This window comes from Sulfitobacter sp. D7 (genome assembly GCF_003611275.1).
Lineage (GTDB): Bacteria > Pseudomonadota > Alphaproteobacteria > Rhodobacterales > Rhodobacteraceae > Sulfitobacter > Sulfitobacter profundi.
In genome coordinates this window covers 1,453,579-1,479,211 of sequence record NZ_CP020694.1, presented here as the reverse complement: position 1 = coordinate 1,479,211, position 25,633 = coordinate 1,453,579, and the positions used below count along the sequence as shown (strand labels likewise).

General features: G+C 60.5%; 25 protein-coding genes and 2 tRNA genes. 20 read left to right on the top strand and 7 right to left on the bottom strand.

The window, feature by feature from the left end:
- The 4 genes from B5M07_RS07170 to B5M07_RS07155 all read right to left on the bottom strand — a co-directional run bounded on the left by B5M07_RS07170 (position 1) and on the right by B5M07_RS07155 (position 3,695).
- A complete protein-coding gene (locus B5M07_RS07170) occupies positions 1-1,350 on the bottom strand; it encodes a reverse transcriptase/maturase family protein (RefSeq protein ID WP_120350792.1) in 1,350 nt (449 codons plus the stop codon).
- Entirely contained in the window at positions 1,347-1,946 is a 600-nt protein-coding gene (locus B5M07_RS07165) for an SLATT domain-containing protein (protein ID WP_120350791.1), read from the bottom strand. The genes B5M07_RS07170 and B5M07_RS07165 overlap by 4 nt, the downstream gene beginning before the upstream one ends.
- A gap of 251 nt (positions 1,947-2,197) precedes the next feature.
- Positions 2,198-3,505 (bottom strand): tyrosine-type recombinase/integrase, encoded by a 1,308-nt coding sequence (locus tag B5M07_RS07160; protein ID WP_162931828.1) that lies wholly within the window; start codon positions 3,503-3,505, stop codon positions 2,198-2,200.
- A 100-nt stretch (positions 3,506-3,605) separates the two neighbouring features.
- Positions 3,606-3,695: transfer RNA gene (locus B5M07_RS07155), tRNA-Ser, on the bottom strand.
- A 247-nt stretch (positions 3,696-3,942) separates the two neighbouring features.
- On the opposite strand from B5M07_RS07155, the gene B5M07_RS07150 reads away from it, so the two are divergent.
- From B5M07_RS07150 to B5M07_RS07120, 7 genes are all read left to right on the top strand, one after another.
- Positions 3,943-4,872 (top strand): SPOR domain-containing protein, encoded by a 930-nt coding sequence (locus B5M07_RS07150; protein WP_254693975.1) that lies wholly within the window; start codon positions 3,943-3,945, stop codon positions 4,870-4,872.
- A 22-nt stretch (positions 4,873-4,894) separates the two neighbouring features.
- The gene (locus B5M07_RS07145; protein WP_120350789.1) at positions 4,895-6,085 is read left to right on the top strand and encodes a D-alanyl-D-alanine carboxypeptidase family protein; all 1,191 of its coding nucleotides are present in this window, start codon (positions 4,895-4,897) and stop codon (positions 6,083-6,085) included.
- Positions 6,082-6,726: a dTMP kinase gene (gene tmk / locus B5M07_RS07140; protein WP_120350788.1), complete on the top strand. Its 645-nt coding sequence runs from the start codon at positions 6,082-6,084 to the stop codon at positions 6,724-6,726. The genes B5M07_RS07145 and tmk overlap by 4 nt, the downstream gene beginning before the upstream one ends.
- Positions 6,727-6,773: 47 nt before the next feature.
- A complete protein-coding gene (locus B5M07_RS07135) occupies positions 6,774-7,886 on the top strand; it encodes a DNA polymerase III subunit delta' (protein WP_120350787.1) in 1,113 nt (370 codons plus the stop codon).
- Between the two features lie 13 nt (positions 7,887-7,899).
- A complete protein-coding gene (locus tag B5M07_RS07130; RefSeq protein WP_120350786.1) occupies positions 7,900-8,706 on the top strand; it encodes a TatD family hydrolase in 807 nt (268 codons plus the stop codon).
- Positions 8,706-9,515, top strand: a complete 810-nt coding sequence (locus B5M07_RS07125; protein ID WP_120352182.1) for an MBL fold metallo-hydrolase — start codon at positions 8,706-8,708, stop codon at positions 9,513-9,515. Before B5M07_RS07130 ends, B5M07_RS07125 begins: the two co-directional genes overlap by 1 nt.
- A gap of 63 nt (positions 9,516-9,578) precedes the next feature.
- On the top strand, positions 9,579-10,508 hold the full coding sequence (locus tag B5M07_RS07120) for an AEC family transporter (RefSeq protein ID WP_067939491.1): 930 nt from the start codon (positions 9,579-9,581) through the stop codon (positions 10,506-10,508).
- Between the two features lie 50 nt (positions 10,509-10,558).
- Here B5M07_RS07120 and B5M07_RS07115 read toward each other — a convergent pair.
- A tRNA-Leu gene (locus B5M07_RS07115) sits at positions 10,559-10,642 on the bottom strand.
- A 134-nt stretch (positions 10,643-10,776) separates the two neighbouring features.
- Between B5M07_RS07115 and B5M07_RS07110 the strand changes: the two genes are divergently transcribed.
- The gene (locus tag B5M07_RS07110; RefSeq protein WP_067625769.1) at positions 10,777-11,298 is read left to right on the top strand and encodes a Hint domain-containing protein; all 522 of its coding nucleotides are present in this window, start codon (positions 10,777-10,779) and stop codon (positions 11,296-11,298) included.
- Here the strand turns inward: B5M07_RS07110 and B5M07_RS07105 are convergent.
- Positions 11,295-12,149, bottom strand: a complete 855-nt coding sequence (locus tag B5M07_RS07105; RefSeq protein ID WP_120350785.1) for an NAD(P)H-hydrate dehydratase — start codon at positions 12,147-12,149, stop codon at positions 11,295-11,297. The genes B5M07_RS07110 and B5M07_RS07105 overlap by 4 nt on opposite strands.
- 211 nt (positions 12,150-12,360) lie before the next feature.
- Between B5M07_RS07105 and B5M07_RS07100 the strand changes: the two genes are divergently transcribed.
- From B5M07_RS07100 to ligD, 11 genes are all read left to right on the top strand, one after another.
- Positions 12,361-12,699 carry a P-II family nitrogen regulator gene (locus tag B5M07_RS07100; RefSeq protein ID WP_067266338.1) on the top strand — a complete coding sequence of 113 codons (339 nt, stop codon included), beginning with the start codon at positions 12,361-12,363 and terminating at the stop codon, positions 12,697-12,699.
- A gap of 49 nt (positions 12,700-12,748) precedes the next feature.
- Entirely contained in the window at positions 12,749-14,155 is a 1,407-nt protein-coding gene (gene glnA, locus B5M07_RS07095; RefSeq protein ID WP_067625776.1) for a type I glutamate--ammonia ligase, read from the top strand.
- A gap of 137 nt (positions 14,156-14,292) precedes the next feature.
- Entirely contained in the window at positions 14,293-14,883 is a 591-nt protein-coding gene (locus tag B5M07_RS07090) for an exopolysaccharide biosynthesis protein (RefSeq protein WP_120350784.1), read from the top strand.
- Positions 14,884-14,966: 83 nt separating this feature from the next.
- Positions 14,967-15,197 (top strand): hypothetical protein, encoded by a 231-nt coding sequence (locus B5M07_RS07085; protein WP_120350783.1) that lies wholly within the window; start codon positions 14,967-14,969, stop codon positions 15,195-15,197.
- 96 nt (positions 15,198-15,293) lie between these two features.
- On the top strand, positions 15,294-16,094 hold the full coding sequence (locus B5M07_RS07080) for a lytic murein transglycosylase (RefSeq protein WP_067625783.1): 801 nt from the start codon (positions 15,294-15,296) through the stop codon (positions 16,092-16,094).
- A 283-nt stretch (positions 16,095-16,377) separates the two neighbouring features.
- The gene (locus tag B5M07_RS07075) at positions 16,378-16,995 is read left to right on the top strand and encodes a hypothetical protein (protein WP_120350782.1); all 618 of its coding nucleotides are present in this window, start codon (positions 16,378-16,380) and stop codon (positions 16,993-16,995) included.
- Positions 16,992-17,390: a phage holin family protein gene (locus tag B5M07_RS07070; protein ID WP_120350781.1), complete on the top strand. Its 399-nt coding sequence runs from the start codon at positions 16,992-16,994 to the stop codon at positions 17,388-17,390. Before B5M07_RS07075 ends, B5M07_RS07070 begins: the two co-directional genes overlap by 4 nt.
- A complete protein-coding gene (locus tag B5M07_RS07065; RefSeq protein ID WP_120350780.1) occupies positions 17,380-18,651 on the top strand; it encodes a DUF3618 domain-containing protein in 1,272 nt (423 codons plus the stop codon). The genes B5M07_RS07070 and B5M07_RS07065 overlap by 11 nt, the downstream gene beginning before the upstream one ends.
- Positions 18,652-18,729: 78 nt before the next feature.
- On the top strand, positions 18,730-19,677 hold the full coding sequence (locus B5M07_RS07060) for a YihY/virulence factor BrkB family protein (protein ID WP_067623518.1): 948 nt from the start codon (positions 18,730-18,732) through the stop codon (positions 19,675-19,677).
- Between the two features lie 11 nt (positions 19,678-19,688).
- Positions 19,689-20,525, top strand: a complete 837-nt coding sequence (gene ku / locus B5M07_RS07055) for a non-homologous end joining protein Ku (protein ID WP_120350779.1) — start codon at positions 19,689-19,691, stop codon at positions 20,523-20,525.
- Positions 20,525-22,984, top strand: coding sequence for a DNA ligase D (gene ligD, locus B5M07_RS07050; RefSeq protein ID WP_120350778.1), 2,460 nt, complete (start codon positions 20,525-20,527; stop codon positions 22,982-22,984). The genes ku and ligD overlap by 1 nt, the downstream gene beginning before the upstream one ends.
- A gap of 80 nt (positions 22,985-23,064) precedes the next feature.
- Here the strand turns inward: ligD and B5M07_RS07045 are convergent, their stop codons facing one another.
- The gene (locus tag B5M07_RS07045; protein WP_120350777.1) at positions 23,065-24,219 is read right to left on the bottom strand and encodes a trans-sulfuration enzyme family protein; all 1,155 of its coding nucleotides are present in this window, start codon (positions 24,217-24,219) and stop codon (positions 23,065-23,067) included.
- A gap of 168 nt (positions 24,220-24,387) precedes the next feature.
- Between B5M07_RS07045 and B5M07_RS07040 the strand changes: the two genes are divergently transcribed.
- The gene (locus B5M07_RS07040; protein WP_120350776.1) at positions 24,388-25,599 is read left to right on the top strand and encodes a bifunctional alpha/beta hydrolase/OsmC family protein; all 1,212 of its coding nucleotides are present in this window, start codon (positions 24,388-24,390) and stop codon (positions 25,597-25,599) included.
- Positions 25,600-25,633 lie beyond the last annotated feature (34 nt).

Genomic DNA, 25,633 nt, shown 5'->3' with positions numbered 1-25,633 from the left:
CTACGAGAAGGCTTCCATCATATCCCGTTCAAGATCAGCTATCTCCCGACTGATGCACTTCACAAACAAAACCTCCAAATCTTCGGGAGACAGGGCGTCCAGCTCTTCCCTGGATTTTCTTGGCATCAAAACACCAATCTGTTGTTTCTTTTGCTCAGAATCAAAATTGTCGAAGTTCGGAAAATAGGCACTGTTATCTGCATTGTATCTTATTTCGTGATAAGTCTTTACAAATCTCTTAATTCTTTCCAAGTCACCCGCGGCAAGCACCTCACCGGCCTTTTGCTTAACAAATGCATCTAATCTCGATAGCTGTTTTATGTTTTTCGTCTGGGAAAAGAAGAACAGCCATCCGATATTTTTATTGGCAAAGTGGCAGCCTGAGATCCTCAGGTTCATCTTCCATATCAGCGGGCCCTTGTTCTTCGCATACTTCATTCCTGAAATAATTTTCATGATATTGGAGAACATTTTCTTGTATGAAGCGCGTCGGACTTCAATTCGATCCAGTCGAAAATAGTACCCTAAGTAATCGATGCCATTTGGGAGCGGAACAATCACGCTTTTACCCGAGGGCCCGACTGGATGACACTTGATCTTACGCTTAGATTTCAGAAGCTTCGGTAGAGATAACGATAGCTCACTCACTTGAGCGGGGTTCCCTAAAATCAAAACATCGTCTACATATCTGAAATAACTTATATCGGGAACTTCACTCATCTTATTATCAAAGTCTGATAGATATATAGACGAAAGAATATTCGATATGCTTAGCCCTTGCGGAACACCCTTTTCATTCCGCTGACCAACGATCTTTTTGACGCCGGTTGGCGTACTAATCGCATTCTCAATGAGATGCAGCACTTCCTTTTTTCTTATCTTCCTACGCAGTATGCGCATGAGGATCTTGTGATCTATTGAAGGAAAATAGCTCTCGATATCAAGGCGCAGATAACTGTCGGAGGCAGGCCTATTTTTTGAAGCTAAATGCACCTGTTTGATTGTAGAATGAGGAACGCGCGAAACATGTTCGGGGTATACTCTTGCGAGGAACTCAGCCAAAAACTTCAATACCAACTTATCACGAACGGTTGGTATTGATATTTGGCGCGGCGGCTTAGACGGTCCCTTTGATATCAACTTTTCCCGGTATGAAGAGAACTCATAGCTACAGTTTCGCACTTTTCGAAGAATGATATCCATCTCAGAGTCAATCCGGGATGCAAACACCTTTGACGAAACACCGTCGCGCCCAACGGCAGACCGTTCCTCAATGTATAGATCAAATAGTTCTTTTAGTTGCACCGCATTAAAAGATGCATCGAAAATTCGTCCTGGAGTTTCTTTCATGATACCCGGCAATAAATCAAAATAAAAGTCGAGAGGCCGAGCATGAATACGAAAGCGCAAGCACCCCAGAATAGAAAACCGAAGAATAAATGCTTTAATAGCATTGTCCACGACCAAACAATGCCTGAACCGTCTCTCCCCTGAATAGCGTTTTCCTGCCCTTTCCTTTTATTAAAAAGGGTTGAACTCAGCACCAGAGATTCAAAATCCCAGCTGCTATGATTTCCGTATCCAGCAAGTATCTCGTGATACTGCTGAACGAAATCTTCTTCAGGGACTTCAGCAGCCAGTAGCTTTTGGAGCCTTAAATAGCATTCTCTATGCTGAGCAGCACCTTCACCAAACTTGAAGCCGAAGACAATAACCGAAAATGCGAACACGAATACCGATAGGATCGCTGCATATACGTCAATCAAAGCACCATTTTCGACTGAAGATCTGGCAACCGACCAAGCAATAACACTAAGAGACAGCCAGCTTAGGAGTAGGTGGGCCATCCAATCGTATAACCGCAGACGTTTTTCTGCGTACATGCGACTTTTGGAAGTAATCCAGGCAGCGGCTCCGACCCCCTCTCCGGTCTTGTGAAAACCCATTTACCCAATCTCCGCACCGAAAACTTATATGTGTGTGCGAGGCATCAATCTGGTAATCATTTCCTCCGAAGAAGATAGCCGAAGCTCCAGCAAAGCCACACTTCCCAAGTTTAGCCCGTTTCCGAGCTGGCAGAATCTCTGCCCCCTCGCACACGAGGAATAAGGTGCTACCTGTAGCTCGTATTGTCCAGCATCATTTCAACCATGGCGAGATTACCCAGCAAGCAAGCGAAACTGCGAAGCCGCTGAGATCAGAGATTTTCGCCTCCCACCCACCGCTTCATGATTTCGCCATTGATCGTCTTCATGTCGTTAAAAGGCATGTGGTCGCCCGTGACCCATAGACCCCACTGTTCCATCAGCATGTGCCTTTCGTCGAGATGTTCAGTCCTATTATAGGCACGAACTGTCTTACTCCCGACGACGTGCGCCAATGCAGTTTCTGCTACATCGTCCCGTGCATTTGCCACCTCGGCTGCCCATGTACGAAACGCGGCGCGCATACCGTGGACAGTAGCAGTCGGATAATGCGACTGGAGAAGTTTCCTCATTGTGTTCTCTGAGATAATTTTGCTCGGGTTGCTTGGAGATGGAAACACTAAGTGATTGGCAGGGGATCGCGTTTCACGCAGAGCCTTAAGAAGCTCTTTGGCAGGCATGGATAGCGGAACAACGAACTTTTCTCTGCCCTTCATGTTCTCCCCCGGGATGGTCCATTCCTCAAGAGATTCATCGAACTGGTCCCACGTGGCGAGACGCACCGTTCCTGATCTGAGCGCGGTTAAGATTGTAAAGCGAAGCGCATACGCGCCCACAGAACTCGAACGGGATAGAATGCGCCAAAGATGCGGCATGTTCGCATAGTCCAGGGCTACAAAGTTCTTCGGCTTATCCCTCTGGTCGCGCATAAGCCTTGCCAAGCCCTGTGCTGGATTACCTCTCGTTCGGAAGCCCGCACCGCAGGCATGATCAAAAACGGTAGAAATTCGCTGAAGCACTCGCCGAGCAGTCTCAGGCTTTGAGGTCCAGATTGGGTCAAGGATATGCTCGATTTCGTCTTGGTGGATGTCATCAACCGAAACGCTTCCGATCGTTGGGAATGCATAGGTCTCCAAGGTCCGAATCCATTGCGCAATGTGCTTGCCGTTGTTCTTCCGATCCTTGAACTTCCTTTCATGCACCCGTCGCGCCATTTCCGAGAAGGTGATGTCCTTACCCTTGACTGCCCTTGCATAGGACCGTGGGTTTCCGCCACCTGCCACGACACGTCGTAGCTCAAGGGCTTTAGCACGAGCATCTGCCAGCGAGATTATGCGCGCGGAACCCAGACCATAGTCGCGGCGTCGGCCTCGCACGGTCAGACGCAGCAGCCATCGCCGTGCGCCAGTTGCATCGACTTGAAGATATAACCCCCCTCCATCTGTGTGCCTGCCCGGAGGCGCTGAGCGCACGAAGGCTGCGGTGAGCCTGGATTCTAAATGCGGACCGCGCTTTTTGCCCATTCCGCCGGTATCAATGAGACTTCCATCCATATTCTCACCCCACATTTTATCCCACAAATCTCGTGGGCTTGTTTGGGGGTGGATGTTGTACTTACAATGGACAAACCGTGGAAATACTGTGTCCAAATGACCGCCTATCTGCGTCAATCGAAACAATTGGCGGAGGAGGTGGGATTCGAACCCACGGTACGCTCTCACGCACGCCGGTTTTCAAGACCGGTGCATTCGACCACTCTGCCACTCCTCCGTAGCACGCTCCTCCTAGTGCGCCCAGATTGATTCGGCAAATGCACATTTTCGCGGCCAGACGCCCGCTGCCCCTTGGGGAAATTCGCCGATCTGCCCTGCGCGGTCTTTTCAAGGGCCGCTCGGTCGGGTTACTCTGCGCCAAAGCCCCTTTCAGGGGGGCGAAGGGCGTGCCGATCCAACGGCGCGACATTCTCGCGGGACATGGGTCGCGGCGCGCGACGACAGCAGGCAAGGACATCGAAGGCATGAGCAGGGACAATCAACCGTTGCGCATCAAGAAAAGCCGCGCAGCGGGCTTGGGCGTGGGCATTTTGGCGCTTGGTTTGCTGGCTGGCTGTGAAGGCGGCGATTTCAAACTTCCCTTCGGCGCGAATGAGGGTGCCAGCGCCCTGCGCAGCACCTCAACCAAACTGGTCGAGCGCGATGTCGAAGCGCCTGAAGTGTTCTCGGCCACGGATGAGGGTCTGTGGGACGGACGCCCTTCGCTTGGCGGGGTCTGGGTCGCGCATCCAGATGTGACCGAGCCTGAGCGCGTGATCGTGCGCAATGAGGCGAACGGCAAATTCGTGATCGGCGCGCTGTTTCGCCGTGAGCGGGAACTGCCCGGCCCGAAATTGCAGATTTCCTCGGACGCTGCCGCAGCACTTGGCATTCTGGCGGGCGCCCCGGCCCCGCTGAACGTGACCGCCCTGCGCCGCGAGGAAAGCGCCGCCTCTGAGGAGAGCTTTGAGGCGGAAAATACCGGCGATGCCGCTGGCACGCTTGCCGCCCCTGCCCCCGTGACGGCCACGGCATTGGAGCCCGCCGCGACCGCGTCGGCCAGTACGGCGGCCAGCACGGCGGCCAATTCAACGTCCACCGCCACAGCCAGCACCACCCCGGCGGCCAAACCGCCAGTCGCCGCGGCCCCGAAACCGGCGCGAACGGCGAGCGGTGCCAAACTGTCCAAACCCTTCGTGCAACTGGGCATCTTCAGCGTTGAGGCCAATGCCACCCGCACTGCCAAACAGATGCGCGGCGCGGGCATGGTGCCCACCGTCAAACAAAGCGCGATCAACAACAAACCCTTCTGGCGCGTGGTCATCGGCCCCGCCACCAGCCAATCCGAACTCGACGCCCTTCTTAAAAAGGTCAAGGCCGAGGGCTTTACCGACGCCTACGCCGTGTCGAACTGACAAACCGGAGGAAATGCTTCCTATGATCCGCCTTTTTGCTGCCGCCGTGGCGCTGGTGCTGACACTCCAGCCTGCCGCCGCCTTCGATACCCGCGCCACTGCCGCCTATGTGCTGGACCAGACCACCGGCACCGTGCTGTTGGCCAAAAACGCGGATGAGCCGTTGCCGCCAGCGTCGATGTCCAAGCTGATGACGCTCTACATGGCCTTTGAGGCCGTGGAACGCGGCAAGCAGAACGGCGGGCTCGACCTTGTCGAAAAACTGCCCGTGTCCGAACATGCCATGTCCTATGGTGGCTCGACCATGTTTCTCGACACCACCGACCGCATCTCTGTCGAAGACCTGATCCGGGGCATCATCGTGCTCTCGGGCAACGACGCCTCCGCCGTGATCGCAGAGGCGCTGAGCCCCGATGGCACGGAATACGGCTTTGCCCGGCTGATGACACAGCGAGCGCAGCAGATGGGGATGACCAATTCCACTTTCGCCAACTCCAACGGCTGGCCGCAGGCGGGGCATCTGATGTCGGTGCGCGACCTTGGGTTGCTGGCCAACCGGATCATCTCGGACTACCCGCAGTTCTACCCGCTCTTTGCCGAACGTGAGTTTGCCTTTGATGGCCGTGCGCCGCAGAACAAGACCAACCGCAACCCGCTTTTGGGTCTCGGCATCGGCGCGGACGGTCTGAAAACGGGCCACACCAGCGAAGCGGGCTATGGTCTCGTCGGTTCGGCCAAACAGGGCGACCGCCGGGTGATCTTTGTGCTGTCGGGCCTCGACAGCGCCGCTGCCCGCGCGCAGGAGGCTGAATCGGTGGTCAACTGGGCCTTCCGTCAGTTCACGCAGCGCGATCTGGGCGCGGCGGGCAGCCGCATCGCCGAGGCGCCTGTTGCCCTTGGCACGACCCAATCGGTCGGGCTTGAGCTGAAGGACGATCTGTCGATGCTGGTGCCCGTCACCGGCGGGGATGAGATCGAAGCCGAGGTGATCTATACTGGCCCGTTCCAAGCGCCGATCAGCAAGGGCGACGAATTGGGCGAACTGGTGGTCGACCGGGGCGAATTGCCCGCCATGCGCGTGCCGCTGGTGGCCTCCGCCTCCATCGCGCCGGGGGGGTTCATGGTTAAAATGACCGCCGCCGCGCTGCATCTGATGAACCGCCTTAACGCGGGGCCGCAGGCGACCCCTGACGTGGAAGCGGAAGCTTCGTGACCAGCGTAGAGAAGGCCCGCGCGCCGGGCCTCTTCGTGACGTTCGAAGGCATCGACGGGTCCGGCAAATCCACCCAAGCGCGGCTTTTGGCAGACCATCTGACAGCGCAGGGCCATGACGTCGTGCTGACCCGCGAACCGGGCGGCAGCCCGGGGGCCGAAGAAATCCGCGCGCTCGTCTTGCAGGGCGATCCCGATCGCTGGTCGGCTCAGACCGAAATCCTGCTTTTTACCGCCGCCCGCCGCGACCATCTGGAGCGGACCATTCGCCCCGCCCTGGAGGCAGGAAAGATCGTCATCTGCGACCGTTTTGCTGACAGCACGCGGATGTATCAGGGCCTCTCGCGCGGTGATCTGCGGCAGATGGTGGACGATCTGCATGCGCTGATGATCGGCGTAGAGCCTGACCTGACCCTGTTGATCGACATGGACCCGGCCAATGGGCTGGAGCGCGCCTTGTCACGCCAGACGGCGGAGGAGCGGTTTGAGGATTTCGGCGTCGAGCTTCAGGCCAAGATGCGGGCCGGTTTTCTAAGCCTTGCCGAAGAATTCAGCGACCGTTTCCAAGTGATCGACGGGGGCCGCGACATGGACAGCGTGGCCCATGACGTGACCGCGACCGTGACCGCCCACTTGGGGTGATCGCCCTGCCCGCTTCCCTCTGCGGCGAAACATGCTAGACCGAGGCCATGACAGACGACGCCCCCCAGCCAGACCGTGTGGAAGGTGCCCGCCACCCGCGCGACACGCCGAAACTGATCGGCCAAAGCGCAGCCGAGGCCGCCTTTCTCGACGCGTTTAACAGCGGAAAATTGCACCACGCCTGGATGCTGACCGGCCCACGCGGCGTCGGCAAAGCGACGCTGGCATGGCGTATCGCGCGGTTCCTTTTGGCCACGCCCGACCCCGATGGCGGCATGTTCGACCTGCCCCCGGCTGACACGCTTGAGATCGACCCCGAGCATCCTGTCGCCCGCCGTGTGGCCGCCGGGGCCGAAGCGGGGCTGAAATCCGTCACCCGCACGCTGAACCCCGACACCAAGAAAATGCGCAAGCAGATCGTCGTCGATGACATCCGCGCGCTAAACGGGTTCTTCCAGATGTCCGCCGCCGACGGGGGCCGCCGCGTGGTCATCATCGACGACGCGGATGAGATGAACCCCAACGCCGCCAATGCCTTGCTCAAGATGCTGGAAGAACCGCCAGAACGGGCCATCCTGCTGCTGCTGAGCCATCAACCCTCCAGCCTGTTGCCCACCATTCGCTCGCGTTGCCGTACGCTGCGGCTTGGCACGCTCGACGCGGACCAGATGGCCGAGGCGTTGGCCGGCTCGGGGGTGGAGGTCGAGGGCGACCCCGGAGCGCTGGCCGAGCTTTCCGGTGGGTCGGTCGGCGGCGCGCTGCGCCTGTCGCTGATGGGCGGGGTCAAAACCTATGCCGATCTTGTGGGGCTGATCTCTTCGCTGCCGCAACTCGACCGAGGCCGCGCCATCAAGCTGGCCGAAGCCGCAGCACAGCGCGGGGCCGAAGCCAAGCTCGACCTGCTTTTTACCCTGCTCGACCTGCTGTTGGTCCGTCTGGCACGCACCGGGGCCACTGGTGCGCCGCCTGCGCGAGCCGCCTGCCCCGATGAGATCGCCGTGCTGCAACGTCTCTCGCCCAGTCCCGCACAGGGCCGCGCTTGGGCCGATGCCGCGCAACAGATATCCGACCGCGCCCGCCATGGACTGGCGGTGAACCTTGACCCTGCCGCGCTGGTCCTAGATACCCTGCGGCAGATAGGCCAGACGGCGCCGCGATAGCCGAAAGGACAGCATGACCGACACGCCCCACATCACCGACAGCCATTGCCACCTCGACTTCGAGAGCCTGCAAGAAGACCTGCCCGCCGTCATCGCCCGCGCCGCTGACGCAGGCGTCACGCGCATGGTCACCATCTGCACCCGGCTAAAGAATGAGCCCGCCGTGCGCGCCATTGCCGAGGCGCATGATCCGGTGTTCTACGCCGCGGGCACCCACCCGATGTCCGCCGCCGAAGAACCGCTCGCCTCGGTCGATGAGTTGCTCGCCCTGACCCGCCACCCCAAGATGGTCGGCATCGGTGAGACCGGCCTTGATTACCACTACACCGCCGAGAGTGCGGAGGTGCAAAAGACCTCCCTGCGCATCCATATCGCCGCGGCGCGGGAAAGTGGCCTGCCGTTGATCATCCACGCCCGCGATGCGGATGACGACATTGCCCGCATCCTGCGCGAGGAACATGCGCAAGGTGCCTATTCCTGTGTCATGCATTGCTTCTCCTCCTCGGCTGAACTGGCCCGCGCTGCGCTGGACCTGGGGTTTTACCTGGCGATGTCCGGCATCACCGCCTTTCCCAAGTCGCAAGATCTGCGCGATATCTTCAGCCAAGCCCCGCTCGACCGTATCTTGGTGGAAACTGACGCGCCCTACCTCGCGCCGCCCCCGCATCGGGGCAAGCCGAATGAGCCCGCCTTCACCGCCCATACCGCCCGCCGCGCGGCAGAGACATTCGGCCTCGACTACGCCGATTTCGCGGCCCGCACGCAGGAGAATTTCGAGCGGCTATTTGCGAAAGCCGCCGCTTGGGAGCCCGCGCGCTGATGGCTGAGCTGCGGGTGACCATATTGGGCAGCGGCTCTTCCGGGGGCGTGCCGCGGATCGGCGGCCACTGGGGGGACTGCGACCCGAATGAGCCCAAAAACGCCCGCCGCCGCTGCTCGATCCTTGTGGAGCGGGTGACGGATGCGGGCACAACCACCGTTCTGATCGACACCTCCCCCGACATGCGCAGCCAACTTCTCGACGCGGGCGTCGGACGGCTTGATGCGGTGATCTACACCCATGCCCATGCGGACCACGTGCACGGGCTGGATGACCTGCGCATGGTGGTAATGAACATGCGCGCCCGCCTGCCGGTCTGGGCCGATGCGCCCACGCGGGACGCGCTGATCGAGCGCTTCGGCTATGCTTTCGTGCAGCCCGAATGGTCCAGCTATCCGCCCATCCTCGACATGCATGACATCACCGGCGAAGTCCGCATCGACGGCCCCGGCGGCACGCTCGAATTCGCGCCCTTTTCCGTGACCCACGGCAATATCGACGCGCTTGGCTTTCGCTTTGACGATATCGTCTATTTGCCCGATGTCTCAGCCATTCCCGAGGACTGCTGGCCGATGATGGACAACCTGCGCTGCTGGATCGTCGATGCGCTGCGCCGTGACCCGCATCCAACCCATAGCCATTTGGCGCAGACGTTGGAGTGGATCGACCGGGTGGCCCCACAAACCGCCGTTCTGACCAATATGCACAACGATCTTGATTACCACACCGTCGCCGCAGAGACGCCGGATCATATTCAACCGGCCTATGACGGGCTGACCCTTCATTTCCCCCTTCCTCATTCAGACTAGGCGGCGCCGGGCGCAGGCCAGAGGGTCGGCGCCCCCGGCGAGCCCCCAAAAGGCCCCTTTTAAGTGCAAACTCTTTTAGACGTTATTCTGCCGGTCTTTCTGGTCATCGGCTTTGGTTACGTGGCAGTCTGGCGCGGGCTGTTCCCCGTCTCTGGCATCGACGGGGTGATGAAATTCACCCAAAATTTCGCCATCCCCTGCCTGTTGTTCCAAGCCATTGCCCGCATTGATCTTTCCAGCAGCTATGACCCGCGTCTTCTAAGCAGTTTCTACGGCGGGGCGGCGCTGTGCTTTGCGCTTGGCATCCTCGGCGCGCGGGTGCTCTTTCGCCGCGATTGGGAGGACAGTGTGGCGATCGGGTTTTGTTGCTTGTTCTCGAACTCGATCCTCTTGGGCCTACCGATCACCGAACGCGCCTATGGGCCAGAGGCGCTGGCCGGAAACTATGCGATCCTGTCGTTCCACGCGCCCTTTTGCTATGGCTTGGGCATCACGGTGATGGAATTCGTGCGCAACCGCGGGCAATCGGGCCTGTCGCTGTTGCGCAACGTCAGCCGCGCGATGTTCCGCAACGCGCTGGTGATTGCGATCCTTGGCGGATTTGCCGTCAACCTCAGCGGCTTGCCGATCCCCGGTGTGGTGGATGACGCGCTGTCGCTCATTGTCCGCGCCGCTCTGCCTGCCGCCCTCTTTGCGCTTGGCGGGGTGCTGCTGCAATACAAGCCCGAAGGCGACATGAAAGCGATCCTCATGGTCTGCGCCATCGCCCTCTTGGTACATCCCGCGCTGGTCTGGAGCTTTGGCACCATGTTTGACCTGCCGCAGGCGGGATTTCGGTCCGGCGTGCTGACGGCGGCCATGGCACCGGGGTTCAACGCCTATATTTTCGCCAATATGTACGGCCGCGCGCGCCGTGTCGCGGCAAGCTCCGTGCTGATCGCGACGGGCAGTTCGATCTTGACGGTATGGCTTTGGTTGACGGTTCTGGGTTGAACGAAAGCGTCCGCGAAAAGCCTGAAATATCCGTCATTTAAGAGGGGAAGTGGTGCGGGTGAAGGGACTCGAACCCCCACGCCATAGGCGCCAGAACCTAAATCTGGTGCGTCTACCAATTCCGCCACACCCGCACTGCACCAACCGGTGCCCGCGCTGATTAGCAAACCCGCGCGGCAGATGCGAGAGCAAAAAAGCACAAGACATTAACCAGATGTTTGCATATGGTTGGTGATACCTGAGGCAGGTACAATAGAAAGAGACGCCCATGAAACCGAATACGGTCGGGTGCGTAGGCGACAACGATCGCCGTGGGGGGCAGTTTTCCCCATTTGCTGCGCTGGACACCGGTCTTGTGCAGGGCGCCCTAATTCTGACGCTGGACGGTGAAATCCCGGTTGAGTTCCTCTCGGTCGGGGATCGGGTCATCACGCGCGACAGTGGCTTTGCCAAAATCCTCCATATTCAACGCACGACCCGCAAGGTGCGGCGCATCGCGCTGGCGGCAGGATCGCTGGGCCACACGCGGCCCGAACGCGATGTGCAGCTCGCCGGGGATCAGATGCTGCTGGTGCGCGATTGGCGCGCGCGGGCGCTTTTCAACTCCGAACGCGCCTTGGTCGCAGCGCGCGCATTGGTCGACGAGGAATTCATCACCGATCTGGGTGAGGAAGAGACGACGTTGATCCAGATTTTCTGCAACGGCCCGCATATCATCTATGCCGATGGGCTGGAGCTTGGCACCGCCGATGCCGCCCGCGCTCGCGGCGCGGTGCTGCACGCCGCTTAGACCCCCAAGTCGCGCAACACCTGTGGCATCAGGTCCGGCAGGTCCTCAGCGATCAGCCCCGGGCCGTGCAGCAACGCCGCCTCCGCATGCATCCATGTGGCGAGGGTGGCCGCCTCTACCGGTGCGACCCCCCGCGCGAGCAGGCCGGTAATAAGCCCCGCCAACACATCGCCCGCCCCCGCAGTGGCCAACCACGGTGTCGCGCGGTCTTGGGTCGCACGGTGACGCCGCAGGTCCCCCTCAGGCGTGGCGATGATCGTCTCGGGCCCTTTCAGCAAGACCACGCACCCAAATCGCACGGCAGCATCCCGGGCGGCCTGCGCTTTGGCGCCCTGCCCCTCATCCTTGGCGGCCTCCGCCAAATCGGGGGCCAGCCGGGCGAACTCTCCCATATGGGGGGTCAGGACGCAGCCGGGGTGAAGGGCGGCGCGCAGATCAGCGTCTTGCGACAGCAGGGTGATCGCATCAGCGTCCAGAACAACTTGGGGCGCGGCAAGGGCGGCCTTGACCATGTCCGCCGCACGCGCCCCCAATCCCAAGGCGGGACCAAGGCAAAGCGCATTGATCCGGCTGTCTTTCAACGCCTCCGACAGCGCCGCGCCATCCGGCACTCTTTGCAGCATGATCGCCGTGACTTGCATCGCCGTTTCAAGCTGCGCCGCTGGCGGCACGCCCAATGTCACAGCCCCGGCGCCGATCCTCAGTGCCGCGCGCGCCGCCATCCGTGCGGCACCGGTCTGGCCCGGCCCGCCGGACAGGATCAGCGCATGGCCGTGGTCGTATTTATGCCCCGGCTGCTTGCGCAACAGTGCAACATCAAGGCTCTCACGGGTGATCTCGGAAATGGTCATGCAATGGGATCTAGCAACTGCCGCCCAAAGGTACAGCCTGAGACCGATTCACGAATGCTTATTTATTAGGCAAGGTGCGCAAATTCTCAGCGCCCCTTGGCAAATGCATCCGCCGCGCCATGTTACCCCCTGCCCGGCGCTGGACGTTACGCGGGCAGGATGCTCTGTCGAAACCAGAGCATAAATGCGCGGGAATTGTCAGGGGAATACCATGAAAAAGATCGAAGCCATCATCAAGCCGTTCAAACTCGACGAAGTCAAAGAAGCCCTTCAAGATGTGGGCGTTCAAGGCCTCAGCGTGATTGAAGTAAAAGGCTTCGGCCGTCAAAAAGGCCACACCGAACTCTACCGTGGTGCGGAATATGTTGTAGATTTCCTTCCCAAAGTGAAGGTGGAAGTGGTATTGGATGACGATCAGGTCGATGCCGCTATTGAGGCCATCGTCGACGCCGCCAAAACGGAGAAAATCGGTGACGGCAAAATCTTCGTTTCCCCTGTAGAACAAACAATTCGCATCCGTACCGGTGAATCCGGTTCAGACGCACTTTGACATCGGCCTTCGGGCCCAGACTACGAATAGACCATAAAGGACCTACACGATGGATACCCAGGAATTCCTGAGCAAAATCAAAGATGAAGGCATCGAATATGTCGACATCCGCTTCACTGACACCCGCGGCGCCTTGCAGCACGTTACCATCGTAAGCGATCTGGTCGACGAAGATTTCCTCGAAGAAGGCTTCATGTTCGACGGCTCGTCCATCGCAGGTTGGAAAAGCATCGAAGCCTCCGACATGAAGCTGATGCCCGACGTCAGCACCGCCTATGTCGATCCCTTCTATGCAGAAACCACGATCTGTCTGCATTGCTCCATCGCCGAGCCCGACACCGGCGAAAGCTATGAGCGTGACCCCCGCGGCACCGCCGAAAAAGCCGAAGCCTATCTGCGCTCCTCCGGCATCGGCGACAATGCCTACTTTGGCCCCGAGGCCGAGTTCTTCCTTTTCGACAACGTCAAGTTCTCGAACCAGATCAACAAGGTATCTTACGAAGTTGACGCATCCGACGGCTCGTGGAACTCCGACACCGATTATGAAATGGGCAACATGGGTCACCGCCCGGGCCTCAAGGGCGGCTACTTCCCGGTGAACCCGGTGGACGAAGCCCAAGACCTGCGCGCCGAGATGCTTTCGACGATGAAGCGCCTTGGCATGAAGGTCGACAAGCACCACCACGAAGTTGCGTCCTGCCAGCACGAACTGGGTCTGATCTTTGGTGAATTGACCGAACAGGCGGACGAAATCCAGAAATACAAATACGTGGTTCACAACGTGGCTCATGCCTATGGCAAGTCGGCCACCTTCATGCCCAAGCCGATCTTTGGCGACAACGGCTCTGGTATGCACGTGAACATGTCGATCTGGAAAGACGGCAAGCCGCTGTTTGCAGGTGACAAATACGCCGACCTCAGCCAAGAAGCGCTGTGGTTCATCGGCGGCATTCTGACCCACGCCAAATCGCTCAACGCCTTCACCAACCCGACGACCAACAGCTACAAGCGTCTGATCCCGGGTTTTGAAGCCCCCGTTCTGCGCGCCTATTCCGCGCGTAACCGGTCGGGCTGCGTGCGTATCCCATGGACCGAAAGCCCCAAAGCCAAGCGCGTTGAGGCCCGTTTCCCCGATCCGGCGGCGAACCCCTATCTGGCCTTCTCGGCCCTCTTGATGGCTGGCCTTGACGGCATCAAGAACAAGATCGATCCGGGCGAGGCGATGGACAAGAACCTCTATGACCTGCCCGCAGAAGAGCTGGCGGACATCCCGACAGTGGCCGGTTCGCTGCGCGAAGCGCTAGACGAACTGTCCAAGGACATGGACTACCTGCTGGCCGGTGACGTGTTCACCCGCGACCAGATCGAAGGCTATATCGGGCTGAAGATGGAAGAGGTTCTGAAATTCGAACAGACCCCACACCCCGTCGAATTCGGCATGTACTACAGCTGCTGATCCATCCCCGCCCTACCGGGCGATTGGAGAAATTAGAAAGGGCGCGGTTCATTCCGCGCCCTTTTGCATGGCCCCCCCGGAACAGAGCCTCCCGTGCCGCGTTGGCTTGACAGAGCAGCGAGAGAGGGGTGCGGATCATGGCCGAGGATTCAACGGCGCTGACGGATGTTGTTGACGAGCTGAAAGACGCCTCCCAGGGGAAAGACACCGTTGAAGTCGGCCAATTGATCGACGCGCTAGACCAACGGGGCTACGGCCCTGCCCTTGCTGTCATTCCGCTGATGGAGCTTACCCCCTTGGGCGGCATTCCCGGTTTCCCAACCGTTCTGGCGCTGTTGGTCGGCATCCTCGCGTTGCGGCTGCTGCTGGGCTATGAGCATTTTTGGGCCCCGAACTGGCTGCGCGAACGATCTCTGAAATCCGAAAAGGTGTTAAAGTCGGTTGAGTGGCTGCGGCCCGTGTCAGAATGGATCGACGACAAGTTGCATGCCCGGCTGTCCCGCTTTGCAGGCCCCACCGGTCAAAAGGTCGCCTGTGTCGTCATCCTTTGCCTTTGCTTCTCCGTCCCGCCGCTTGAGGTGGTGCCCTTTGCCACCTCGGCACCGATGATCGTGATCTCGATCTTCGGGCTGGCGCTGCTCTATCGTGACGGCCTGCTGATGTTGCTGGCCTTCATCGGGGCGGGCATTGCGGGACTTGCCGGCGCGTCCTATTTTCTAGGCGGCTGACCGCAACCCGCCCCACCATCGCCATAAAAGGGCCACAGGACCTAAGCAATCTTTAACGAGACCCTGCAAAGGAAGCAGATAAGATGGCGACTTCCACGACGACCTTCAACGAGCGGCTGACCCGCATTGAACAGCGCGCAAAACGCGCGGAAGGCAAGCACCGCCGCGCCAAACGCAGCCGAAAAGGGCTGATGTTTCTGGTGACCCTCGGTTTGCTGTTCGGCGGGGCGAGTTTTGCCCAAGATAGTGCCCCGCAGGTCAATGCCTGGGCAGGCACTGCGATCGAATATGTCCGCGCGCTGCTGCCGCGCTGAGGGTCAAAGATTTTACCTTTCCTTCACCAACTGAGTTGAACCGTTGTCCAGACGGGCTAACCTCTGATCGGCACACAGACGCAGAGGGTCAAACTCATGTTCAAATCACTTTTCACCACCACCGCGGCCATCTGCACCTTTATGGCCGCGCCCGCATTGGCAGCCCAATGCGGCAATACGGCCAATGGCTTTGAGGCCTGGAAAGGCGCTTTCGCCCAAGAGGCCCGCGCCGCCGGAGTAGGCCAGCGCGGACTGGATGCCTTGGCCAGCGCCCGCTACGCCAATGGGACCATCGCCGCTGACCGGAACCAGAAATCCTTTAAGTATTCCCTGTCCAAGTTCATGCAGGTGCGTGGCGCGGATACGATCGTGGCCCAAGGCCGCAAGCGTAAAGCCCGCAGTGCGGGGCTCTTTAACGCGCTTGAGCAACGCTATGGCGTGCCCGCGGGGGTTTTGCTGGCGATTCACGGGATGGAAACAGGCTTTGGCGGTTTCATGGGCAATAGCGCGGTCGTCTCGGCGATCACGACGCTGGCCTATGATTGCCGCCGCTCCGACTTTTTCGTGCCCCACGCCATCGGTGCCCTAAAGCTGGTGGACCGCGGCGCGATCACGCCCAACACCCAAGGCGCGAAACACGGTGAGCTTGGCCACACCCAATTCCTGCCCGGCAACGCGCTGACCTATGGTGTTGATGGCAACGGTGACGGCCGCGTGGATTTCTATAACGAAGTCGACGCGCTGGCTTCGACCGCCAATTTCCTGCGCCAGAAAGGCTGGCAGCCGGGGGCTGGCTATCAGGAAGGGCAGCCGAACTTCCGCGTCATTCAGGCATGGAACGCGGCGGGCGTCTATCAAAAGGCCATCGCCATCATGGCCAGCCGCATCGACGGCTAAGAACCACTTAACCTTTGTTAAGCCGCGGCGCGTCCCCTTGGGGCGCGCCGCTTGCGTTTGTGGGCTCAGCGGGCCTCTGAGCCCGTTTAATTCCCACAGGCCAACGGGTTCCCTGCAATCTTTTGGTCTGACCGGGGAACCGCCCGCAGCGTCAGTCGTTGGACTGTAGATAAGATAATTGCTGCAGACGAATGGAGGGACCCATGCACGGAATTTTCTACCTCATCGGCCTGATCGTGGTCGTTCTCGCGATCCTGAATCTCGTATTTTAAAGGAGGTCACCATGCCCGACGACAAAAACACACAGACCCAAACCGCCGCCGCGAAAGAGCAGGCGACCGCTGCGAAAGACAAAGCCGCCGCTGCCGCCAGCAGTGCTGCCGAGAGCGCCAAGGCACAGGCCCGGGACGTGGCCGACACCGTATCTGCCGAAGCCACCAACTATGCCTACCAAGCGCGTGACACCGCCGCCGACGAAGTCAAAGGCGTCGCTTCCGCACTGCGCACCGCAGCCGATGAGCTGCGCAGCGGCTCCCCGCAGGAGCGCAGCTTTAGCCAACTCGCCGATGGCCTTGCCGATGTTTCCGACACCATGCGCGACAAAGATCTGGGCGAGATGATGGGCGACCTTAATGGCTTTGCCAAGCGCAACCCGCTGGTCTTCCTTGGTGGCGCTGCCCTTCTAGGCTTTGTGGCGACCCGCTTTGCCAAAGCGTCCAGCGACCGGCCTCAGGGCGGCTATGGCGGCAGCGGCGTCGAATATGACGACGACGACCGCATCGACCGTCCCATGCCGGGTACGCCGCCCACAGGTGCCGCAAGCACCGTGCCCGGCCGCACCGCCGCACAGCCGACCCCGCAGCCTGCCGCGCCCAACGTCGTAACAGGAGAGAAAGCATGACCACCGAAAGCAATAAATCCGCCGGGAGCCTGCTGACCGAAGCACTCTCCCACGTCAGTTCCCTGATGCGCAAAGAGGTCGATCTGGCCCGCGCCGAAGTGAACGAGAACCTGAAACATGCGGGCGTGGCCATTGGGCTGATCGTCGGCGCCGTTGTCGTGGCCCTCACTGCACTGAATGTGCTGAGCGCCGCCCTCGTCGCCGCCCTGACCGAAGCTGGCATCGCCGCTGGCTGGTCCGCCGTGATCGTCGGCGTTCTTCTGGCCATCGTCGCCTACGTGATGGTCCAGAAAGGCACCAGTGATCTGAAACTCAGCAGCCTTGCGCCGACCCGCACCGCCAAAAACGTCAAGCGTGACGCAGCAACCATGAAGGAGGTCTACGATGACAAATGACTCCAGAAACCCCGAAGAAATTGAACGCGAAATCGAACGGGAGCGCGCCGGTCTGGCCGACACGCTGGACGATTTGCAAGACCGCTTCTCGGTCGAAGGCATCGCGCGTCAGTTTTCTGACCAGTTCCGCGAACATGGCGGCGACTGGGGTCGCTCCATCTCTGACGCGGCCAAGCGCAACCCAGTTGCTCTGGCGCTGACGGGTGCTGGTCTGGCGTGGATGATGTTCGGCAGCGGCAACAGCCGTGACCGCCGTGGCTACGAAGGGCTGGACCGCGACCGCGCACATCCCGTGCCGGTGCCGGTGACCAACACCGAAACCCGTCCCGCCGTGCGTGACGCACGCCGCTCCTCCGCCCCTGCAAGCGCCTATGCCTCCAGCTATGGCTCCGAGCGTGGCGCAGGTGACAATGTGCCCGCATGGGCCCGTGATGTGCATCATGATGACGATGATAGCCGTGGCTTGGGCGACCGTGCCCGCTCTGCCGCTGGTAGCGTAAAGGGGGCCGCAGGCTCCGCCGCGAGTGGTGTGTCCGGTGCCGCAGGCTCCGCCGCCGGTAGCGTCAAAGGCGCTGCAAGCTCGGCTGCTGGTCGTGCCCGCTCTGCCGGGTCGTCGGTTGCCAGCGGTGCCCGCTATGCCCGTGATCGCGCGTCTTATGGTGCAAGCTCTGCCGTAGACAGCATCCGCAGCACCGCCAGTGGCGCCGCCCATAGCGTGCGTGACAGCGCCAATGCTGCCAACGAGCGTGCCCATGTGCTGCGCGACCGTCTGTCGGAAGGCACCGAGAACATGACCGCCGAAGCGCGTGAGCGCATCGTGATGGCCCGTGCTCGTGCCGTCGATGCGTGGAATGCCGGTGGCCGCTATGCCCGTCAGGGCGGTGAGCGTGCCTCGGACATGTTCGAAGAGCATCCGATGGTCGCTGGTGCATTGGCTCTCGCAGTGGGTGCCGCCATCGGTGCCGCCCTGCCCCGCAGCCGCACCGAAGACGCCTATCTGGGCGAGCACAGCGATGCGCTCTTTAACGAAGCCGAGCGTATCTACGTGGAAGAGCGTGACAAGCTGAGCAAAGTAGCCAAGGCCGCCACGGATGAGGCAGGCAAAGTCTTGAAAGAGACGAAAGCCAACGCCGATGCCGCAGCCGACGAAGAGACCGCCGCCGACGCCGCCGTGAAAAAGGCCAAGGAAAGCGGTCAGCGCGTTGCAGATGCTGCCAAAAACGAAGCCGACAAGCAAAAGCTCGGCGACGTGAAGAGCTAAGCGATACCATTGCCCGCTCCCGGTACCCGGGGGTGGGCTCCTTTTTTACGACAATAATTGCAAGTCAGAGGTACGATTATGGCGCGCGGACGTGAAGCGGAAACGCCGATGGAGATACCGGCCCCCGGATGGAAAGACATCCTGTTTCGGGTCAAGGATGAAATCGCCGCCGATCACGTGTCGCTCGTTGCCGCCGGTGTTGCCTTTTATGCGCTGCTGGCGATTTTTCCCGCTGTCACCGCGCTGATGGCGCTGGCCGGGCTGGTGATGGAGCCTGCACAGGTCACCGCCCAGCTTGAAGCGCTCACCAACCTCATTCCCAAAGAAGCTGCAACCATCATTCTCGATCAGGCCGTTGCCGTGACCGGGTCGGAAGAGACGGGGCTCGGCTGGGCCTTTCTCATCGGTCTGGGTCTTGCGCTCTACTCTGCCTCCAAGGGCGTTGGCAGCCTGATGGAAGGTCTCAACGTGGCCTATGATGAGAATGAAACCCGTGGTTTCGTCACCAAATTGATCTGGACACTGGGCCTCACTGTGATGTTGATCGGTGTGCTGCTCTTGGGTCTTGCCGCGACACTGGCGGTGCCTGCGGTAGTCGCCTTCCTCGCCCTGCCGGATTGGGTTGAGACATTGCTTACCTATGGCAGTTGGGTATTGCTTGCCGCGCTCACAACGCTCGCGCTGGCCGTGCTTTACCGCTATGGCCCCGCCCGCGATGACGCAGAGTGGAAATGGCTCACCCCCGGCTCCGTCATTGCCTGCATCCTGTGGATCGTCGCCTCTGTCGGTTTTTCGATCTACGTCAGCAACTTCGGCAGCTATAACGAGAGTTTCGGCAGCATGGCCGGGGCGATCATCCTGCTGATGTGGCTGTGGATTTCGGCCTTCATCGTGCTCTTGGGGGCCGAGTTCAACTCCGAAATGGAAGCCCAGACCCGTAAGGACAGCACCACCGGTCCAGAAGAGCCGATGGGCCACCGCGACGCGGTCAAGGCCGACAGGCTGGGCCGCGCCAAGGGTAAATAGGAGGGGATCCAATGGCACCGCGCGCACTCTGGAAAGGTCAGCTTCGCCTCTCATTGGTGTCGATCCCGGTCGAGATATTCTCGGCTACCAAGACCAGTTCCAAGGTCTCTTTTCGGCAGATCCACAAACCCTCGGGCAAGCGGGTTCGCTATGAGAAATCCGTGCCCGGAATCGGGCCGGTCAAGGCAGAAGATATCGTCAAAGGCTATGAGGTCGGCAGTGACGAATATATCCTGCTTGACCCCGACGAAGTGGATGAGATCAAACTCGAGACGAAGAAGACCTTTGAGTTGGTGCAATTCGTCGACGCCTGCGAGATCTCCCCGCTCTACTTTGACAAACCCTATTACATCACCGCCTCCGACGATCTGGCACAAGATGCCTACCGCGTGGTGCGCGACGCGCTGCGCCAAGCGGGCAAGGTCGGTTTGGGGCAGGTCACCATGCGCGGCAAAGAATATCTGGCCTGCGTCAAACCCTGTGGCGACGGGCTGCTGATGGAGACGCTGCACTACGCCGATGAGCTGCGTGAGGCGGATCAGATTTTCACCGATATCGAGGATGAGAAGACCGACAAGGACCTGCTTGATGTGGCGACATCGCTGATCGACAAGAAAACAGCCCCCTTCGACGCCTCCGCCTATACCGACAAATACGCCGAGGCGATGCAAAAGCTGTTGGAAGCGAAGGTGAGGAACAAGAAAACCCCGCGCGTGCAAGCCGGGGATGACGGCCCTGCCGAGGGCGAGAATGTCATCGACTTGATGGGCGCATTGAAAGAGAGCCTGAAGGAAGCGGGCGGTAAATCCAGCGCCAAGAAGAAGGCGCCACGCAAGAAGGCCTCGTGATGGCCAAATCCCCCGACAGGCTTGCCAATTATAACGCCAAGCGTGATTTCGAGACGACAGCCGAACCCCGTGGCCAGATCGGCAGCGGCGCGGGCCAAAGCTTCGTTGTCCAAAAACATGACGCCACCCGCCTGCACTATGACTTTCGTCTTGAATGGGAAGGGGTGCTGCTGAGCTGGGCCGTCACCAAAGGCCCCTCTCCCGACCCATCCGAAAAGCGTCTTGCCGTGCGGACAGAGGATCACCCGCTCGACTACGGCGGGTTCGAAGGGACGATCCCAAAGGGGCAATATGGCGGCGGCACGGTGATGCTCTGGGACCGGGGCACTTGGATGCCGCAGGGCGATGTCGCCAAGGGATTGAAGGACGGCAAGCTCAAATTCACGCTGCAAGGCCAGCAGATGCAGGGCGGTTGGACACTGGTGCGGATGCGGGGTCAGGAAAAGCGTGAGAACTGGCTGCTGATCAAGGAACGAGACGACTATGCCCGCGATGTACCGGATGGGCTGACCAAGGGCACCGCCCGGTCGATCACCACAGGCCGCACCATGGCGGAAATCGCCAAGGATGCCCCCGCGGGAGATGTCGCGGACCCAGAGCCCAAGCGCAAAGGCAAGAACCCCAGCTTCGTCAAACCACAGCTTGCCACGCTCGTTTCCGACGCGCCCGAGGGCGAGGATTGGATGCATGAGACGAAATTTGACGGCTACCGCTGTCTGGTTTCTCTCGGCAAGGGCGGTGCGCGGCTCTATACCCGCTCGGGCAAGGATTGGACCGACAAATTCAACGGACTTGGTCATGCTTTTGATCCGCTGCCCTGCGACCGCGCCCTGCTGGACGGAGAGGTCATGGCGGCCAAGATCAATGGCTCTGCGTTTTCATCGCTACAAAAGGCGCTGAAAGAGGGGCATCCGCTGGTTTTTTACGCTTTCGATTTGCTGTCACTTGATGGCGATGACTTTCGGAGCGATGCACAAAAAGACCGCCGCGCGCGTCTGGCAAAGCTGCTTTCCGGCGTGCCAGCGGGCGGGCCGTTACGGCTGAGCGAACATGTTGTCGGTCATGGCCCCGAAGTCTTTGACCGCGCGTGCAAAGCCGGGGCCGAGGGGATCATCAGCAAACGTATCGACGCGCCCTACTCCGGCAGACGCAGCAAGAATTGGCTCAAGGTCAAATGCACCCGGCGGCAGGAATTCGTCATCATCGGCTATTCCCCCTCTGACAAAAAGGGCCGCGCCTTTGCCTCGCTCCTGTTGGGCAGTCATGAGGGGGGTGAATTACGCTATAAAGGCCGTGTCGGCACGGGGTTTTCCGAAGCGGTGATGGCCGATCTTGCCCGTGCCATGACCGCCCGCAAAACCCCGCCCGCCAGCGACGTGCCAGCCGAGGTTGCGCGGGATGCCAAATGGGTCCGCGCCGATCTGGTGGCCGAGGTCGACTTTACCGAATTCACCGCCGATGGCGTGATCCGCCACGGCAGTTTTCTGGGCCTGCGTCAGGACAAGGACGCCGGCCAAGTGACATTGGAGGAACCGCAGGAGGAGCCGAAGATGGGCGATGACAGCAAGATCGGCGGCGTGCAGATCAGCAACGCCGACCGCAAGGTTTTCCCCGATGCAGGCTGCACCAAGGGTGACGTGGCGCGGCATTACGCGCGTGTCGGCCCGCGCATGATTGAACTCATGGGCCATCGCCCCCTGTCGCTGTTCCGCTGCCCCTCGGGGATCGACGGGCAATGTTTCTTTCAAAAACACGACAGTGGCGGGATGCCTGATGCACTGTCGCGGGTATCGATTGAGGAAAGCGATGGCGACGCGGCGGATTACCTCTATGCCACGCGGCCCGAAAGCCTGATCGCGGCGGCGCAGATGGGCAGTCTGGAATATCATATCTGGGGCGCGCGGGTTGACCGGTTGGACCGCCCCGACCGGCTGGTCTTTGACCTTGACCCCGATGAGGGGCTGGACTGGCCCGATGTCCGCGCGGCAGCCTTTGAGCTGCGCGACGCGCTGGCGGCTCTGGGCCTGCAGTCGGGTGCCATCGTCACCGGCGGCAAGGGCGTGCACGTCTGGCTGGCCTTACGCCGGACACGCGGCTGGGAGACGGTCAAGCTGTTCTCCAAGACCTTTGCCCATGTCATGGCGGCGCAGAACCCTGATCGCTATGTCGCGACCATGTCCAAGGCCAAGCGCAAGGGCCGCATTTTCATCGATTGGCTGCGCAATGAACGCGGGTCTACGGCCATCGCGCCCTATTCCCTGCGCGCGCGCCCCGGTGCGCCGGTCGCCGTGCCGGTAACGTGGGAAGAGTTGGGAAACCTCGACAGCGCCAACGGGTTCCGCATGGGCGATATCGCCGCGCGGCTGGATCGGCCCTGCCCCGCGCTGGCGGTGCAAGACGATTTGCAATCGCTGACCGATGGGGTGATCAAGAAGCTGCAGGCTTGGTCTGAAAGCTAGCGGTCGTTTTTCGCGCATCGGGACGGGCACAACACCGTGCCTCGGGCGAGATTGGCCGCGGAGGCCCGCGGCCAATGAGGTTACTGGCCGAGCGCTTGCCCCAGATCAGCACCAAGGTCTTCGACATCCTCAATCCCGACCGAGAGCCGCAGCAGCCCTTCGGGGATCCCGGTGTGCGGCTCAATCGTGTGGCGATGCTCGACAAGGCTTTCCACACCGCCAAGCGACGTGGCGCGGTGGAAAAGCTCCAACCGCCCTGCCGCTTTCAGCGCCGCTCCCGCCCCGCCTTTGACGACAAATGACAACAGCCCGCCATAGCCCCCGCTCATCTGCTGCGCAGCAAGGGCGTGGCCGGGATGGTCCGGCAGGCCGGGATACATCACCTGTTCGACCTGAGGGTGATCCGCCAGAAACTCCGCCAATGTCATGGCATTGCGGGACATCTCGCGCATTCTGAGCGGCAGGGTACGCATGCCGCGCGCCAGCAACCACGCCTCCATCGGGCCGATCACCGCGCCCGCCTCGTTCCGGTCATCGCGGATCATCTGCCAGCGCGGCGCGCCTGCGTCATTGGTGGCAAGCGAGCCGGCCAAAACATCGGAATGGCCGTTGATCCCCTTGGTGGCCGAATGCATCACGATATCCGCGGCATGCTCGAGCGGGTGGCTCAGCACCGGCGAAGCCGCCGTGCTATCGACCACTAGCGTCGCGCCGACCTCATGCGCGGCGGCGGCGGCCCCGGCGATATCGGTGATCCGCAGCCATGGGTTCGAAGGGGTCTCGATCAAACACAGGTCAGGCTTTTCGGCCCTGCAAAGCGCGGCAAAGGCATCAAGATCGCTGGCGTCCACCTCATGCAACGCAATCTGCCGACGGGTGCAGAAATCGCGGATCCATTTCGTCGTGCCCCAGTAAATCTGGCTTTGCACCACCACGCTCCCGCCATTGGGCACGGTCCGGAAGACCGCCGCGATGGCGGCCATGCCCGAGGGGAAAATGAGCGTCTCTTCGGCCCCTTCGAGCGCGTTCAGGATACGCTCCGCCACACGGGTGTTTTCGTTGTGAGAGCGCAGATAGACGTTGTCGGGATTGACCAGATCGTAGTTCTCATCGCGCAGATAGGTGGTGGCAAATTGCACCGGCGGCACCACCCCGCCCGAAGCGGGATCGACGGCGCCTGCGGCCTGAGCCGCGATGGTGGCAGGGTGCAATTGGGGTTTGGGAGGCTGTGCCAAGTGGTTTCTCCAACAGATGTTTTCTCAAGTGGTATACAAAGCAACAAGCCGGGGCAAATGGGATCACGGCCAGTGCTTTCACGTAACGCTTGGGTGAGCAGAGAGCCGCGGCCCTTGATCCACCGGCAGAACATGTCACCTTTGACGCACCCCAAACTGGAGCGCCCCATGGCCACTGAACGTATCACATTCCCTGGCCCGGATGGCACGGAACTGGCCGCCCGGCTGGACATGCCCGAAGGGCCGCATCTGGCGACCGCGCTATTTGCGCATTGCTTTACCTGTGGCAAGGACATCCCCGCCGCGCGGCGTATCGCCGGGCGGTTGGCGGCGATGGGCATCGCCGTGCTGCGCTTTGATTTTACCGGGCTGGGCCATTCGGGCGGCGAGTTTGAGAACACATCGTTTTCCTCCAACGTCGACGACTTGATCGCTGCCTGCAGCTATCTATCGAGCCGAGACATGGCCCCGGCGCTGTTGATCGGTCATTCTCTGGGCGGAGCGGCGGTACTGAAAGCCGCGGCGCAACTTGCCCATGTCAAAGCCGTCGCCACCCTCGGCGCGCCCTTTGATCCGGCCCATGTCACCCATAATTTCGCCGAAAGCCTGCCCGAGATTTCGGCCAACGGCAGTGCTGAGGTCAATCTTGGCGGGCGGCCTTTCACCATCAGTCAGGGCTTTATCGACGATGTGCAGGGTGCCTCCCTCGCCGCTGATATCGCCAAGCTGAAAGCCGCGCTGCTGGTGCTCCACGCCCCGCGGGATGAGATTGTCAGCATCGACAACGCGGGCCAAATTTTCTTGGCCGCGAAACATCCTAAAAGCTTTGTCACGCTGGACGATGCCGATCACCTGATCACCCGCGCGGGCGATGCCGAATATGCAGCCGAGATCATCGCCACATGGGCGGATCGCTATATGACACTGAAATCTCCCGCCCCGCCCCCCGGCGCGCCGGAGGGGATCGTGCGCGTGACCGAAGCCGACGCCGATGGGTTCTTGCAAGACGTGAACGCAGGCCCCCACCACCACGCTTTGGCGGATGAGCCGCTGGCTTATGGCGGCACCAATCGCGGCATGTCGCCCTATGGGTTTTTGTCTGCGGGCTTGGGCGCTTGCACGTCAATGACGATCCGCATGTATGCGCGGCGCAAGGGCTGGCCGCTGACGGGTGTCAGCGTGGATGTCTGCCATGACAAGGTCCATGCGCAGGACGCGGGGACTGGGGCAGCGGAGAAGATTGACACGTGGCGGCGACGTATCCGGTTGGAGGGGGATCTGAGTGAAGAACAGCGCCAACGGTTGTTGGAGATCGCGGAAAAGTGCCCGGTGCATCGGACGTTGGAGCGGAGTTCGACGGTGCTGACGGAACTGTTGTAAGAAGGATGAAACCGGTCACAGCCCGGAATTAAGC

Excerpts from the sequence above, each read along its gene's own strand:
- B5M07_RS07170 (WP_120350792.1), bottom strand. The coding sequence starts at position 1,350 with ATGAAAGAAACTCCAGGACGAATTTTCGATGCATCTTTTAATGCGGTG.
- B5M07_RS07165 (WP_120350791.1), bottom strand. The coding sequence starts at position 1,946 with ATGGGTTTTCACAAGACCGGAGAGGGGGTCGGAGCCGCTGCCTGGATT.
- B5M07_RS07150 (WP_254693975.1), top strand. The coding sequence starts at position 3,943 with ATGAGCAGGGACAATCAACCGTTGCGCATCAAGAAAAGCCGCGCAGCG.
- B5M07_RS07145 (WP_120350789.1), top strand. The coding sequence starts at position 4,895 with ATGATCCGCCTTTTTGCTGCCGCCGTGGCGCTGGTGCTGACACTCCAG.
- B5M07_RS07135 (WP_120350787.1), top strand. The coding sequence starts at position 6,774 with ATGACAGACGACGCCCCCCAGCCAGACCGTGTGGAAGGTGCCCGCCAC.
- B5M07_RS07130 (WP_120350786.1), top strand. The coding sequence starts at position 7,900 with ATGACCGACACGCCCCACATCACCGACAGCCATTGCCACCTCGACTTC.
- B5M07_RS07125 (WP_120352182.1), top strand. The coding sequence starts at position 8,706 with ATGGCTGAGCTGCGGGTGACCATATTGGGCAGCGGCTCTTCCGGGGGC.
- B5M07_RS07110 (WP_067625769.1), top strand. The coding sequence starts at position 10,777 with ATGAAACCGAATACGGTCGGGTGCGTAGGCGACAACGATCGCCGTGGG.
- B5M07_RS07105 (WP_120350785.1), bottom strand. The coding sequence starts at position 12,149 with ATGACCATTTCCGAGATCACCCGTGAGAGCCTTGATGTTGCACTGTTG.
- B5M07_RS07100 (WP_067266338.1), top strand. The coding sequence starts at position 12,361 with ATGAAAAAGATCGAAGCCATCATCAAGCCGTTCAAACTCGACGAAGTC.
- glnA (WP_067625776.1), top strand. The coding sequence starts at position 12,749 with ATGGATACCCAGGAATTCCTGAGCAAAATCAAAGATGAAGGCATCGAA.
- B5M07_RS07090 (WP_120350784.1), top strand. The coding sequence starts at position 14,293 with ATGGCCGAGGATTCAACGGCGCTGACGGATGTTGTTGACGAGCTGAAA.
- B5M07_RS07085 (WP_120350783.1), top strand. The coding sequence starts at position 14,967 with ATGGCGACTTCCACGACGACCTTCAACGAGCGGCTGACCCGCATTGAA.
- B5M07_RS07080 (WP_067625783.1), top strand. The coding sequence starts at position 15,294 with ATGTTCAAATCACTTTTCACCACCACCGCGGCCATCTGCACCTTTATG.
- B5M07_RS07075 (WP_120350782.1), top strand. The coding sequence starts at position 16,378 with ATGCCCGACGACAAAAACACACAGACCCAAACCGCCGCCGCGAAAGAG.
- B5M07_RS07070 (WP_120350781.1), top strand. The coding sequence starts at position 16,992 with ATGACCACCGAAAGCAATAAATCCGCCGGGAGCCTGCTGACCGAAGCA.
- B5M07_RS07065 (WP_120350780.1), top strand. The coding sequence starts at position 17,380 with ATGACAAATGACTCCAGAAACCCCGAAGAAATTGAACGCGAAATCGAA.
- B5M07_RS07060 (WP_067623518.1), top strand. The coding sequence starts at position 18,730 with ATGGCGCGCGGACGTGAAGCGGAAACGCCGATGGAGATACCGGCCCCC.
- ku (WP_120350779.1), top strand. The coding sequence starts at position 19,689 with ATGGCACCGCGCGCACTCTGGAAAGGTCAGCTTCGCCTCTCATTGGTG.
- ligD (WP_120350778.1), top strand. The coding sequence starts at position 20,525 with ATGGCCAAATCCCCCGACAGGCTTGCCAATTATAACGCCAAGCGTGAT.
- B5M07_RS07040 (WP_120350776.1), top strand. The coding sequence starts at position 24,388 with ATGGCCACTGAACGTATCACATTCCCTGGCCCGGATGGCACGGAACTG.